Raw genomic sequence first — 13,605 nt, 5'->3', positions numbered from 1 at the left:
ATGTCTGCCACGCCCACTTCTTCGTCCGTTATCATTCCCGGCAACGTGCTCGATTTTTACCTGAGCCAGGGGTATTACCGGATGCACCAGAACCTGTTTACCTGCCGGTTTCTGCCCATCAACGACGAGATATACACCGTGCACTGGCTGCGCCTGAACCTGGCCAGCGTCACCTTTGGGCCCACGCAGCGCCGCCTGTTGCGCCTCAACGAGCAGTTTACCGTGCGGCGTCGCTCGTTTCAGCTCACCGAGCAGTACGAGGCCCTGTACAGCCGCTATTACCAGTCCATCGACTTCGACGCGCCCGAAACCGTGGAGGCTTTTTTGCTGGCCGGCGCGCCGCATAACGCCTTTCCCACCGAGGCTCTCGAAGTCTACGACGGCCAGCAGCTGATTGCGGTAGGGATTTTCGATAGCGGTACCCACACCTTGGCGGGCATCATGAACTTCTACGACCCGGCCTACCGCAAGCACAGCCTGGGCAAGTACCTCATGCTGCTCAAAATCAACTACGCCCGGCAGCAGGAAAAAACGTATTACTACCCCGGCTACGTGGTGCACGCCTATCCCAAGTTCGACTACAAGCTATTCGCCTGCCCGGCTGCTACGGAGGTATTTGACTGCATTGCCGGCCGCTGGCTGCCGTTTTCCTGGGACGTAGTTGCCGCGCAATCGGCCGAGCTGATGCGCGACTGGCTGGCGCTGGAAATGGATGCCGAGGACCCGGAATAACCGGTGACCCGCGCACAAAGCCAAGCAGTACGTATCTTTGCGCACGTTCTGAGCGGGTTACGCGGCTTGTTGCGAGTTGATTTCTAAACCGGTTCTGCCAACGCAGAAACGGTTTTTTGCATTTCGGCACAAAACCCCGGCCGCACCTGTTCATACCCTCCGAAGCAACAACCCTTCCCAGCTATGCTGACCCAGGAATACGATGTAATTGTGGTAGGCGCCGGCCACGCCGGCTGCGAAGCTGCCGCCGCGGCCGCCAATCTTGGCTCCTCGGTGCTGCTCGTGACCATGAACATGAACACCATCGCGCAGATGTCGTGCAACCCGGCTATGGGCGGGGTGGCCAAGGGGCAGATCGTGCGGGAGGTGGACGCGCTGGGCGGGCAGTCGGGCATCATCACCGACAAGACGATGATTCAGTTCCGGATGCTCAACCGCTCGAAGGGCCCCGCCATGTGGAGCCCGCGGGCGCAGAGCGACCGGATGCGCTTTGCCGAAGAGTGGCGCCTGACCCTGGAAGGCATCCGCAACGTGGACTTCTGGCAGGAGGCCGTGACCGGCCTGCTGGTGGAAGACGGCACCTGCGTGGGCGTGCGCACCCAGCTGGGCATCGAGTTCCGGAGCAAAACGGTGGTGCTCACCAACGGCACCTTCCTGAACGGGCTCATCCACATCGGCGAGAAAAACTTCGGCGGTGGCCGCGCCGCGGAGCGCAAGAGCACCGGCATCACCGAGCAGTTGCGGGAGCTGGGCTTCGAGACGGGCCGCATGAAGACGGGCACCCCGCCCCGGGTGGACGGCCGCACCCTCGACTACTCGAAGATGGAAGAGCAGGCCGGCGACGAAAACCCGAGCAAGTTCTCCTACCTCGACACGCCCACTCTGAGCAAGCAGCGCCCCTGCTACATCACCTACACCAACGAGAAGGTGCACGACATCCTGCGCACCGGCTTCGAAAAGTCGCCGATGTTCCAGGGCCGCATCAAGGGTCTGGGGCCGCGCTACTGCCCCTCGGTGGAGGACAAAATCAACCGCTTCGCCGACAAGGACCGCCACCAGATTTTCGTGGAGCCCGAGGGCTGGAGCACGGTGGAAGTGTACGTGAACGGCTTTAGCAGCAGCCTGCCCGAAGACGTGCAGTACGAGGCCCTGCGCCAGATTGCGGGCTTTGAAAACGCGAAGATGTTCCGCCCCGGCTACGCCATCGAGTACGACTTCTTTCCGCCGACACAGCTGCACCTCACGCTGGAAACCAAGCCGGTGCGCAACCTCTACTTCGCCGGCCAGATCAACGGCACGACGGGCTACGAGGAAGCCGCCTGCCAGGGCCTGATGGCCGGCATCAACGCCCACCAGCGGGTGCGGGAGCTGGAGCCGTTTATTCTGCGCCGCTCCGAGGCCTACATTGGCGTGCTCATCGACGACCTGGTGAACAAGGGCACCGACGAGCCTTACCGCATGTTCACCAGCCGCGCCGAGCACCGCATCCTGCTGCGCCAGGACAACGCCGACCTGCGCCTCACCCCGCTGGCCCACAAGCTCGGGCTGGCCTCGGATGAGCGCATGGCCCGCGTGGAGCAGAAGCGCCAGCAAACCGCCGACGTACTCGACTACCTCAGCAAAAAGCCGGTGGAGCCGGGCGAAATCAACGGTCTGCTGGAAGAGCTGGGTTCGGCCCCCATCCACGAGAAAACTCGCGTGGTGAACCTGCTGCGCCGCCCGCAGCTGGATTTGCCCGACCTGCAGCGCGCCCTGCCGGAGCTGCACGAGCACCTGGGCCAGTACGGCGCCGAGGTGCTGGAGCAGGCCAGCATCCACGTCAAGTACGAAACCTACATTGAGAAGGAGCACCAGCAGGCCGAACGTATGGGCCAGCTGGAAGACCTGCGCATCGTGGGCCGGCTCGACTACAAAGCCATGCCCGCCCTCTCGCACGAAGCCCGCGAAAAGCTGCTGAAGGTGCAGCCCGAAACCATTGGGCAAGCCTCGCGCATTAGCGGCATCTCGCCCGCCGATATTTCGGTGCTGATGGTGTATCTGGGTAAATAGGGGATAGGCATGGAGCCTACCGCCGCGTTGCCGCCAGCCCGGCCAGCCGACCACCTGGGTTGGTTTGCTGGGCTGGTTGTTGGTTTAAGCGGCCTCTTTGGGCTGGCCCTGCTCTGCGTCTTCGCCTTGAAGTGGGGCCATCCGTGGCCGCCCGATTTTATCTGGGCTGACAACCTTGCTATGGCCGCCTGGGCTTTGCAAGCACCGCTGGCATTCTGGGGCTTTGTTGGTACGGTGCGGGCCGCCTGGCACCGGCTTTTCGGTCGGGCCGTGGTGTGGCTGCTGTTCACCGTCTGGACGTTGCTGGTGCTCGTTGGTGGAAGCTTCGTGGTAGCCATGCTCGTATTCGGCGGGGCAGCTTCGGTCGGCGACCCACCGGGCGTGAACAATATGTAAGCGGAGTGGCTGACGCCTCTGCAGACCTGCCAGCAGCAATTGTACGGTTGACACTGACCATTGCAAGCTTGACACCAGCCATTGTGAGGTCAACACCAGCCGTTGTGAAGTAGGCAAAGTCCATTGTGCAGTCGGCAGAAGCTGTTGCTCACTTGACTCAGGCCGTTGTGAGGTTGTCACCGAGCATTGTGAGGCTGACAGCAGGCGTTGTGCGGTCGGCAGCGAGTATTGTGAGCTCGACAGCAGCCATTGTGCACTCATCACCAGCCGTTGTGAGGTCGGCAAAGCCCATTGTGCGCTTGTCAGTGGCCATTGTGAGCCTGCTTGCGAGCATTACTCCCGGTGCCGGGTGGCTCCCCTCGCGCGTTACCGGTCACCACTTGCCCAAACTCTCACCCATCCCATTGCCCAAACCGCTATTTTTGTAGCTGTAGTCGCAGCCGGCGCCCGCGTTCGGCTGTTTTTTGTTTGCCGTCTGAATTGCTTGTTGGTGTCCTACGAACGCGTTGAACAGTGCCCGGTGTGCGGGAAAAGCGACTTCCGCCCCAAAATGGTGGTCGAAGACTATTCCGTCAGCCACGAGAGCTTCGCCATCGTGCAGTGCACGAGCTGCGGCTTTCAGCTCACCAACCCGCGCCCCGACGCCCAGAGCATTGGCCGCTACTACGAAAGTGAGGACTACGTGTCGCACTCCGACACCAGCAAGGGCCTCACCAACAAGCTCTACCAACTGGCACGGCTCTACACCATGCGCCACAAGGTGAAGCTGGTAAACAAAATGGCGCCCCGTCGCGGCTACCTGCTCGACTACGGCTGCGGCACTGGCTACTTTTTGGAAGCCTGCCAGAAAGTCGGCTGGCAGGTATCGGGCATCGAGCCCAGCGACGTGGCCCGCGAGCAGGCCCGGCAGCGCACCGGTCAACCCATCGGTGCCCACGACCTCGGCCAGTTCGCCCCCGGCTCGTTCGATGCCATTACGCTCTGGCACGTACTGGAGCACGTGCACACGCTCAACGAAACGCTGGCGCAGCTCACCCAGCTCCTCAAGCCCGACGGCGTGCTCATCATTGCCGTGCCCAACGCCGAAAGCCCCGACGCGCAGTATTACCGCGAGCAATGGGCCGCCTACGACGTGCCGCGCCACCTCTACCACTTCACGCCCCAAACCATCGGCAAGCTGCTGCGCAAGCACCGCATGCAGGTGCGCCACACCCTGCCGCTGGTGCTCGATGCCTACTACGTGAGCATGCTCAGCGAGCGGTACCGCGCCGAGCGCGACGCCGGTTTGCTGGCCGCGTTCAAAGCCGGCTACAAGTCCAACCAACAGGCGGCGCAGCACGGCGGGCAATATTCCAGCCTGATTTACGTAGCGGGCAAAACCGCTGCGGCCTCTGCGAAAGGGTAGGAGCGCCTCCGCAACTGCTACTTTTGCGTTTGTTATGTTGCGCCTATGCCGTTTCGTTACGCTTTAGCCTGGTCGGCCGTGTGCCTGAGCGCCGCGTTGGTGCTGGGCCGCGGCGCGCCGGCAATGGCGCAAACCCCAACGGCGCGGCCCGATTCGGTGGCGGTAGCGCCCGGCGTGGTGCGGCCCGATTCGGTGCAGGCCGCGGCGGCCAGCCTTGTGCCCGACGCCCCGGAAACGCCTCTGCGTCCGCGCACCCGCTGGATTATTGTGGGCGCCTGCGCCCTCATCACGCTTTCCACTTTACTGCTCTACAATGTCCGTTCGCGTTAGTCTGCTATGGTGCCTGCCGGCCGGGTTGTGGTTGGCCGGATGCGCGGCCATCAGCTCGCCCGAAGGCGGCGCCCGCGACACCGTGGCGCCCACGCTGGTGAGTACCGAGCCCAAAAACGGCGCTACCCGCGTGGCTGGCCAAACCCTGCGGCTGGAGTTTTCGGAGCAAGTGCAGGTGAAAGAGCTAAGCAAAAATCTGCTCGTGACGCCTTCCTTGGCCGACGACAACCGCTACAAGGTGCGCGAGGAGCGCAACGCCATTGAGCTGCGCTTCGAGAAGCCGTTTGCCGAGAATACCACCTATGTGTTCAATTTCGGCGAATCGATTTCCGACATCACCGAAAGCAACAAAGCCGCCGAAGTGGTGGTGGCCTTCAGCACCGGCGCGGCCCTGGACTCAGGCTCGGTAGCGGGTTCCGTCACGCAGCTACTCAACGGGCAGCCCGAAGCGGAAGCTCTGGTTGCGCTGTACCCCGCCGACGATACCGCCGACGTGAAGCGCAGCCGCCCGTTCTACGCCGGCCGCACCGACAAAGCCGGCACGTTTCGGCTGCGCAACCTGCGCGAGGGCCGCTACCGCCTCTACGCGCTGGTCGACAAAAACCAGAACAGCCGCTTCGACGAGCCCGAGCGCATTGCCTACCTGCCCGAGCCCGTGCTAATCCGCCGCGGCCTCGATTCGCTGGTGCTGCGCTCGGTACGCCCCGACTCGCGCCGCCCGCTTATTCTGAGCCAGCAGGGCAACACCCAGCAATTTCGCATCAGCTACAACGAAGGCCTGCGGCAGCTTACTCTCACTGCGCTGGGCCAGCCGGTCAATCCGGCCCTCGTGGCCGCTACGTTCCTGGCCGAAAACGGCCGCACCGCCGTGCTGCAACGCACGCCGCTGCTGGGAGCGGGCCGCTACGTACTGGCCGCTACCGATAGTGTGGGCAACGTGGGCCGCGACACCGTGAACGTGAAGTTCGACGGGCAAGAGCCCAAACGCCGCGGGCCGCAGTATACCGTCGTCGAAACCCCGCGCAGCATTTACCGCAACGGGCAGCTGCGCCTGCAATTCAACGAACCGGTGCAACTGGCGCCTAGCAAGCCGGTGGGTACGCTGGTCGAGGACTCGACCTCTCGCCGCCCGCTGCGCAGCCCTGCCGATGCGTTCCTGAGCCCCGATCGGCGGCTGTTGACCATCAACGTGAATACCAAGGCCCGCCGCGTCGTCACGTTTGTGCCCGATAGCACGGCCATCGTTCCCGTTAGCGGGCAGCCGCTGGGCCTGCGCCCGGTGCGGCTGCTCGTCACCGAAGAATCGACCACCGGCAGCCTTTCGGGCACGGTGCAAACCACGGCCAAGCGGTTTGAGCTGCAGTTGCTCGATCAGAATTACCAGGTGATAACCACGCTGCAAAGCCCGCGCACGTTCCGCTTCGATAATCTGGCCCCCGGTAACTACCGCCTGCGCGCCCTCATCGACGCCGACAACGACGGCCGGTGGCGCGGGGGCGACCCAAAGCTGCGGGTACCGCCCGAGCCCGTATACCTGTTTCCGCAGCAGCAGCAGGTGCGCGCCAACTGGGACATAGAGAACCTGGTACTCGCTTTTTAAGCCACACATTTAGCTAAAGCCCCGTCACGCGAAGTGGCGGGGCTTTTTTGCGTTCCAAAGCCGGTGCAGGAAGTAACTTCCGCCTGATAATCAGATTGGTTACGCGTTATCAACAGCGCTGTTTTTCCATCGTTTCGGGCTTTTCCCCTAACCTGCGGATAACCTGTGGATAATCGACGGATAACGTGTGGACGGCCGTGGAGAAATAGGGGACAAGTTTTTTTGGCCGTTTGCAGCCGCTATCAGTGCCTGAAGGCTGTGCACAAGCGTGGACAACTTTCCCCCGATTCATCCCTTATCCACGCTGCTGAGGTATGTGTATTTCAGTGGCTGTGCACAAGCCTGTGGATTGTGAAAAAATCTATTAATTCACTGGTATTCATACCTATGTAATACACATACCCTGTTGATAGTCGGTGCATAAACCCGTTCTTGTACACATGTTATCAAGCCGTGTGTATAACCCCGTTTTTTATCCACTTATCAACGCACTCTACGACGGGGGACAAAAAGAATTTCTTAAAATTTTATTTAATGAAAAGTTATTAGGCAGGTGGAAAACTCGGCCGGATGAAAAATTCCCGGTCTGGGAAACGCCCGGAGCCGAGCAGAAGAAGGGTGGTCGGAAAGCGCGCAACCCAGAAAAGAGCTGCGCCCGGAAAAAAGCCGCGGCGGCGCGCTGCCAGTGCACCGCGGCGGCTTTTTTCCACCTTTCCACACCCCAGCCCGTGGAAAAAGTCACTTTTCGGGTCGGGGTTTCGTATATGCGGGCTGCTCGTTGCCCTTGCCTATGCCGTTTGACTACAACCTCGACTTTCGCCACGTTGACTTTCGCCAGCACCCCGAGCTGTACCGCGTGGGCAAAGGCGAGCAGGGCGTGTTGCTGGTGCAGCCCTACAAGGGCGAAATCCTGCCGCATTGGCGCTTCCGCACGCCCGAGCTGGCCCGGCAATCGTCGGAAACCATTTACCAGCAGTTTCTGGATTACCTGAAGGCCGAAGATTTCGTGGGGGCCGACATGGCCCGGAAGTTCCTGCAAATGGGCTTTACGCGGGCTAGGCGCTACGCAAACCACCGCGGCGGCAAGAAGTACGCCGGCCCCGTGCCCGAAGACAAGAAGGGCCAAAGCGGCGCCCATGGCCGGCCCGAGCTGCCGCGCAGCCCCGAAGACCCCGCGAAAGCCGAAGCGGCAGCCATTTTTAAAGCCAAATGGGACGAGGCCCAGCACCACCCCGACTATGTTGCGCAGAAGACCCGCTTCGTGGAGCGCTACGGCAAATGAGCTACCAGTTGGGGTTGCCAGTTCGTGCCAGACCATTCTGATAACGCACAACTGACAACCGGCAACGGAAAACTGGTATCAGGCAACCGAACGCATACCTTTACCCCGCCATCAACCCCCTACGACCACGCAACATGAACACGCCCCAACCCCGCAGCACCGAAGAAAACGAAATCGTATTGGGCCAGGGCATGGGCCCGCTCAAGTTCGGCGCCAAGATGGACGAAGTGCGCGCCCTGATGGGTGAGCCGGAGGAAATCGAGGAGTCGGAAGACGACGACGAGTTTGAGCACCAAGCCTGGAACTACCTCGAAGAAGGCTACTCGCTTTACTTCGACCGCGAAGACGACTACCGTCTCTCCTGCATCGAAACCGACCACCCCGGCATGAGCCTCTACGGCGAGCCGATTCAGGGCAAGTCGCTGGAGGAAATCCAGGCCTTGATGAAGCGCCACGGCCACCAGCAGCCCGAGATTGAGAAGGTGGATACCGGCGAGGTGCGCCTCTCGTACGAGAAGGAAATGATTGACCTTTACTTTGACGAAGACCAACTGCAGTTCGTCAATTTCGGAGTGTTCATAAACGACGACCTCGAAGTGCAATGGCCGGCTTAAAGCCAAGGTTTTCCACAAAACAGCGGTTTTTGCCTGTTGATAAGTGGATAAGTGCTTGAAAGCAAAGATAGAGAGGTGCAATTGCAACCGGAATAAGCCAACTTTCCGTATAAGGCGGTTGGTTGAATCGCCTCAGCGCAAACAAAAAAGCCGCCCCAGCAGGAGCGGCTTTTTTGTGCCTAATCAAGAAGGGTAGGGGCACTACATGAGCGTGCGAAACAGCAGAAACAGCACGCCCGCCAGCACCATCGTAACGGGCAACGTAAGCACCCAGGCCAGGGCAATGTTGCGCACCATCTGCGGGTTTAGGTTGCGAATGCCGCGGTTGGCCACCATGGAGCCCGCAATGGCCGACGACAGCACGTGCGTGGTGGACGACGGCAGGCCGAGTTGGGTGCTAGCCCCAATCATCGCCGCTGCCACCAGTTCCGACGAGGCCCCTTGGGCATATGTCAGGTGTTCTTTGCCGATTCGCTCGCCAATGGTTTTGACGATGCGCTGCCAGCCCACCATGGTACCCACGGCCAGCGACAACGACACCATCAGCAACACTTCCCACGGAGCGTAGTCGGTGAAGGAGCGCATGTTTTTGATGGCATTTTCGTAGGCCGAGCGGTCTTGCGGGCTGAGGCTGACCCGTTCGCTGCCCATGATTTTCTTGGCCCGGTTGTAAACCAGCAGAATGGCCTTGCGGATGCGGAAACGGTCGGCCTCGGGCAGTTCTTTAACGTAGGTTTTGCCCGCAAAAATCTGGTCGAGGCTGTTGGTCTGCGTTTTGATTTCAGCCAGGGCTTTTTGCTCGTCGGGAGCCAGCTCGGCGGCATTTACGCGGCCCATCACCAGCTCTACCTGCGCCAGCGAACCGCGCATGTCCAGCGGGTTTTTCGACTCGTCGAGGGCAAATTTGAAGGGTACGATGCCGATGAGGATCAGCATCACCAGGCCCACGCCTTTCTGGCCGTCGTTAGAGCCGTGGAAGTAGCTCACGGCCGTGCAGGTGCCAATCAGAATCAGGCGAATCCAGAGGGGTGGGGGCTTGCGCTTGTGCGGCTCCTTGAAGATGGCCTTGTTGCGCACGAAGCGCTTGAGCACAAACATCAGGATGATGGTGAGCGTGAAGCCGAACAACGGGCCTACCAGCAGCGCAATGCCGGTTTCGGTGGCTTTGCTCCAGTTCACGGCCGCGCCGCCCGAGTCGGGCAGCAGCGAGTAGGCAATGCCCACGCCCAGAATGGAGCCGATGAGCGCGTGCGACGAGGAAGCTGGAATGCCGTAGTACCACGTGCCCACGTTCCAGATGATGGCCGCCAGAATGAGGGCGCCCACCATGGCAATGCCGTGGTAGATGTTCTGATCGACCAGACTCTCGACGGGCAGCAGGTACACGATGCCCATGGCCACGGTGATGCCGCCGCCAAACACGCCGATGAAGTTCCAGAACGCCGACCACACCACGGCTACCCACGGCCGCAGGGTATTGGTGTAAATGACGGTTGCTACCGCGTTGGCGGTGTCGTGGAAGCCGTTGACGAATTCGAACGCGCAAGCAGCAACCAGGCACACCAGCAGCAGCAGGAGCACTTGAGGCTCTAAGCCAAACATATAGGGGAAATTAGGTGAGCAAAAGTTAGGCCGGCCAAAAGTACTGCAGCACCAGGGGGGCGCAAGATTATGAAATTGTTATCCGAACCGGGGCTCGACCGTGCTGCAAGCACAGGCCTTGTACCATTGCTTCTATAAAAAGTTTAGTGCGCAGGCTTTTGGCGGAAGCCGTACTTTTGCCTCACTATGAGCAACCCCGCGCAGAAAACCGCCGCCAATACGGCCGAAAATACGCTGGCCGATATCGTGTCGCACGCCAAGGAATACGGCTTCGTGTTCCCCTCCTCCGAAATCTACGACGGCCTGGCCGCCGTGTACGACTACGGCCCCAACGGCGTGGAGCTGAAAAATAACCTCAAGCAACTGTGGTGGAAGGCCATGACGCAGCTCAACCAGAACGTGGTGGGCATCGATGCGGCCATCTTCATGCACCCGCTCACCTGGAAAGCCTCCGGCCACGTCGACGGCTTTTCCGACCCGCTCATCGACAACCTCGACAGCAAGAAGCGCTACCGCGCCGACGTGCTCATCGAGGAGAAAGCCGCCGAGTACGAAAACGCCGGCGACAAGCCCCGCGCCGACGCCTTGCTGGCTGAAATGGGCCGCCTGCTTACGGCCGAAGACCTAGCCGGCGTCAAGCAGCTCATTCTCGATGAGAAAATCCTCTGCCCGATTTCCAAGACGGCCAACTGGACCGATGTGCGCCAGTTCAACCTGATGTTTTCGACGCAGGTGGGCGCCGTAGCCGGAGATTCGAGCCAGATTTACCTGCGGCCCGAAACCGCCCAGGGCATTTTTGTCAACTTCCTGAACGTGCAGAAATCGGCGCGCCAGAAGGTGCCGTTTGGCATTGCCCAGATCGGCAAGGCCTTCCGCAACGAGATTGTGGCCCGCCAGTTCATCTTCCGCATGCGAGAGTTCGAGCAGATGGAAATGCAGTTCTTCGTGCGCCCCGGCACCGAGGGCGAGTGGTATGAGCACTGGAAAGCCACGCGCCGCCGTTGGCACGAGGTGATGGGCCTGCCCGCCGAGAAGCTGCGCTTTCACGACCACGACAAGCTGGCCCACTACGCCAAGGCCGCCGTCGACATTGAGTACGAATTCCCCTTTGGCTTCAAGGAAATCGAGGGTATCCACTCCCGCTCCGACTTCGACCTGACCCAGCACCAGACGCTGAGTCGGAAGAAACAGCAGTACTTCGACAACGACGTGAACCCCGAAACGGGCAAGCCCTACGGCAACTACGTGCCCTACGTGGTGGAAACCTCCGTGGGCGCCGACCGTCTGTTCCTGGCCACGCTCTGCCAGGCCTACCAGGAGGAAACCATTACCGAAGGCGAGCAGACCAAGACGCGCAAGTTCCTGAAGCTGCACCCGGCCGTGGCGCCCGTGAAAGCCGCCATTTTCCCGCTGGTGAAAAAGGACGGCCTGCCCGACAAGGCCAACGAAATTTACAACGCGCTGCGCCACGACTTCCGCCTGGTGGTGGAGGAGAAGGACAGCATCGGCACGCGCTACACCCGCCAAGACCTCATCGGCACGCCTTTCTGCATTGCCGTCGACCACCAGACGCTGGAAGACGACACCGTGACGGTGCGCCACCGCGACTCGCGCGAGCAGACGCGCATGCCTATCAGCGAGCTGCGCGGCTACATCGGCGAAGCCGTGAGCCTCTCGCGCATTTTCGAGCAGCTGTAGAGCGGTTTTTCATGCAGCTAAACGCATCGAGCCCCGAAACCTGCTGTGGTTTCGGGGCTCGATGCGTTTAGCCGCGGAGTGAATATGCCGCCTATTTCGGGGAGTCGGGGCCCAGCTTTTGCTCGTGGTACACCTGGCCGGTTTCGCTTTCGAGCCGGGCTACGAAGGCCGTATTGGGCGCTTGCAGGTAGTTGAAGGCTAGTTTGAAGAGGAAGCTGCCGGGAGGCAGGTAGGGGCGCTGCATGATTTCCTCCACCAACGTGCCGTCGGGCAGGCGCAGCCGGAAATAAACCTTCTTCACGGGCTTGGTGAGGGAAAACCGAAAGTCGAACTCGCGGTGGCGCGGCTGGGTGGTATCGGGCTCGGTGCGCTCGTCTACGCGCACTTCCTTCAGCACGCGGCCGGTGGCGTCGGAAAGCCGCACGAAATAGACGGGCTGGTCGGTGGAGCGCACGGTTTCGTTGATGCCAAACGCGTAGTTCTGCACGCCGGGCTTCACCAGCTTCTTATCGAAGAGCGTGGAGCGCACGTGGCCCTGCGGGTCTACCATTTTCAGGGTGAGTACCTGGGCAGTAGGGAGGTGGTAGAGCAGGGCCGAGGTTTGCGAAAACGTCTTGACCGTGGGCGTCGCCGGTTTGTTTTTCGAGCGCGCCCGCACCGCTACCACCGGCAGGCCGGCCTGCCGGCTCACGTACTGCACCGTATTGCGGGCGCCGCGCACCAGCTCCGGCTCTACCTCCAGATCGAACAGCGGCTGGTTGTCGGTGAGGGCCCAGACCAGCATTTGCCCGTAGCTGGGTGCCAAAGCCGGGTACTTGGTCAGCGAGTCGCCGAGTTGCTTGACCGGCTGGGGTGCAAAGCCTCGGAGAAAGAAAATGGCCTTGCCGGACGGGGCGTGGCGGAGCCGGTTCATGCAAAATCCCTGCAGGCGTACTTTCTCGGTGGCTTCCGGCGCTAGGGTCACCACCAGCAGTTGGTAGGTCATCATTTCCTGCGTTTCGGCGTTTCGGCTGCTGAAATGCAAGCCCGCGGGCACCGTCACGGTCAGTTCGTGCTGGGTCAGGTTGCGGAGGCGGCACTGCAGGTTGTCGGCGCCCAGCCCGCCCACGGCCAACGACCCAATTTCAACCTGGCGGGCCTGCACGGCCGTCAGCAAGTCGGTAGGAACTGCGGCCCGCACCGAAACCCAGGCGCAGACGAGCAGGAAAAGAATGGAAAAACGTGCCATGATGCCGAGCAAAAAACAAGCACTATATAGTGCTTGCCAAGCTCAACGCATCAGGGCACGTCAAAAGTATTTCGCGGCGGGCAGCTACTGCCCGCTGAGCCAGGCAGTGGCTTCGCGGCGGGAGGTAAAGTAGTTGAACTCGACCTGGCCGGGCACGAACGTGGTACCGCTGGCCGGGCAGTTGCTGATCTGGTACTGGTACTGGCCTTCGGTGAGCACCGCCGCTATAAACATGGGCCGGGCCAGCGGCTGCACCAGGCAGCGGGTGAGCGGCTCGAGCAGCAGCTCTTCCTGGTTTTCGTCGGAGGGCGCGTTGCGCTTCAGGTCGAGCAGCAGCTTGCCCACGTTCTGCTTCAGCATTTCTTCCAGCGCGTGCTGGTAGGCAATGCCAAACGACAAATCCAGCCGGGTAGCGTTGAAGCTCAAATGCAGGGTGTCGGCCGCTGCGTTGTAGCTCAACGAAGCATCCGGGGAATAGTAGAGGGTCATCTGAAACGAAGAGCAGCCTCGGCATACGGTGGGTTGCATCGGCTGGCGGCGAAAACTACGGCTTATACGGAGACTTCAACATATTGAGTTACAGATACTTGTTCTATTACTGAAAATTCCTGCTTCGGTACAATAAGCCCGAAAAAATAGCGCACAGGCCATTGTGTACCTTTGCCCCAA

Annotated in this window: 12 protein-coding genes; 9 read left to right on the top strand and 3 right to left on the bottom strand. The window is 60.9% G+C overall.

Annotation, left to right across the window (positions count from 1 at the left end):
- The 8 genes from F0P96_RS08210 to F0P96_RS08175 all read left to right on the top strand — a co-directional run bounded on the left by F0P96_RS08210 (position 1) and on the right by F0P96_RS08175 (position 8,408).
- Positions 1 to 732, top strand: a complete 732-nt coding sequence (locus F0P96_RS08210) for a GNAT family N-acetyltransferase (protein ID WP_235917431.1) — start codon at positions 1 to 3, stop codon at positions 730 to 732.
- 186 nt (positions 733 to 918) lie between these two features.
- On the top strand, positions 919 to 2,781 hold the full coding sequence (gene mnmG / locus F0P96_RS08205) for a tRNA uridine-5-carboxymethylaminomethyl(34) synthesis enzyme MnmG (protein WP_151078921.1): 1,863 nt from the start codon (positions 919 to 921) through the stop codon (positions 2,779 to 2,781).
- Positions 2,782 to 2,961: 180 nt separating this feature from the next.
- Complete coding sequence (locus tag F0P96_RS08200; RefSeq protein WP_151078383.1) at positions 2,962 to 3,177, top strand: hypothetical protein; 216 nt, start codon at positions 2,962 to 2,964, stop codon at positions 3,175 to 3,177.
- A 490-nt stretch (positions 3,178 to 3,667) separates the two neighbouring features.
- Entirely contained in the window at positions 3,668 to 4,582 is a 915-nt protein-coding gene (locus tag F0P96_RS08195; RefSeq protein ID WP_151078382.1) for a class I SAM-dependent methyltransferase, read from the top strand.
- A 45-nt stretch (positions 4,583 to 4,627) separates the two neighbouring features.
- The gene (locus F0P96_RS08190; RefSeq protein WP_151078381.1) at positions 4,628 to 4,912 is read left to right on the top strand and encodes a hypothetical protein; all 285 of its coding nucleotides are present in this window, start codon (positions 4,628 to 4,630) and stop codon (positions 4,910 to 4,912) included.
- The gene (locus F0P96_RS08185; protein ID WP_151078380.1) at positions 4,896 to 6,512 is read left to right on the top strand and encodes an Ig-like domain-containing domain; all 1,617 of its coding nucleotides are present in this window, start codon (positions 4,896 to 4,898) and stop codon (positions 6,510 to 6,512) included. Before F0P96_RS08190 ends, F0P96_RS08185 begins: the two co-directional genes overlap by 17 nt.
- A gap of 790 nt (positions 6,513 to 7,302) precedes the next feature.
- Positions 7,303 to 7,794, top strand: a complete 492-nt coding sequence (locus F0P96_RS08180) for a DUF4385 domain-containing protein (RefSeq protein WP_151078379.1) — start codon at positions 7,303 to 7,305, stop codon at positions 7,792 to 7,794.
- 134 nt (positions 7,795 to 7,928) lie between these two features.
- Positions 7,929 to 8,408, top strand: a complete 480-nt coding sequence (locus F0P96_RS08175) for a hypothetical protein (RefSeq protein WP_151078378.1) — start codon at positions 7,929 to 7,931, stop codon at positions 8,406 to 8,408.
- Between the two features lie 201 nt (positions 8,409 to 8,609).
- On the opposite strand, the gene F0P96_RS08170 is transcribed toward F0P96_RS08175, so the two are convergent.
- On the bottom strand, positions 8,610 to 10,010 hold the full coding sequence (locus F0P96_RS08170) for an inorganic phosphate transporter (protein ID WP_151078377.1): 1,401 nt from the start codon (positions 10,008 to 10,010) through the stop codon (positions 8,610 to 8,612).
- 186 nt (positions 10,011 to 10,196) lie between these two features.
- Here F0P96_RS08170 and F0P96_RS08165 point away from each other — a divergent pair, with 186 nt between their 5' ends.
- The gene (locus tag F0P96_RS08165) at positions 10,197 to 11,708 is read left to right on the top strand and encodes a glycine--tRNA ligase (protein WP_151078376.1); all 1,512 of its coding nucleotides are present in this window, start codon (positions 10,197 to 10,199) and stop codon (positions 11,706 to 11,708) included.
- Between the two features lie 91 nt (positions 11,709 to 11,799).
- Here F0P96_RS08165 and F0P96_RS08160 read toward each other — a convergent pair whose 3' ends face one another.
- Positions 11,800 to 12,936, bottom strand: coding sequence for a hypothetical protein (locus F0P96_RS08160; protein WP_151078375.1), 1,137 nt, complete (start codon positions 12,934 to 12,936; stop codon positions 11,800 to 11,802).
- Between the two features lie 84 nt (positions 12,937 to 13,020).
- On the bottom strand, positions 13,021 to 13,425 hold the full coding sequence (locus F0P96_RS08155; RefSeq protein WP_167291185.1) for a hypothetical protein: 405 nt from the start codon (positions 13,423 to 13,425) through the stop codon (positions 13,021 to 13,023).
- Between the last annotated feature and the right edge of the window lie 180 nt (positions 13,426 to 13,605).

This window comes from Hymenobacter busanensis (genome assembly GCF_008727865.1).
Classification (GTDB): Bacteria; Bacteroidota; Bacteroidia; order Cytophagales; family Hymenobacteraceae; genus Solirubrum; species Solirubrum busanense.
The sequence above is the reverse complement of the archived record's forward strand: the minus strand, read 5'-3'. Positions and strand labels throughout refer to the sequence as shown.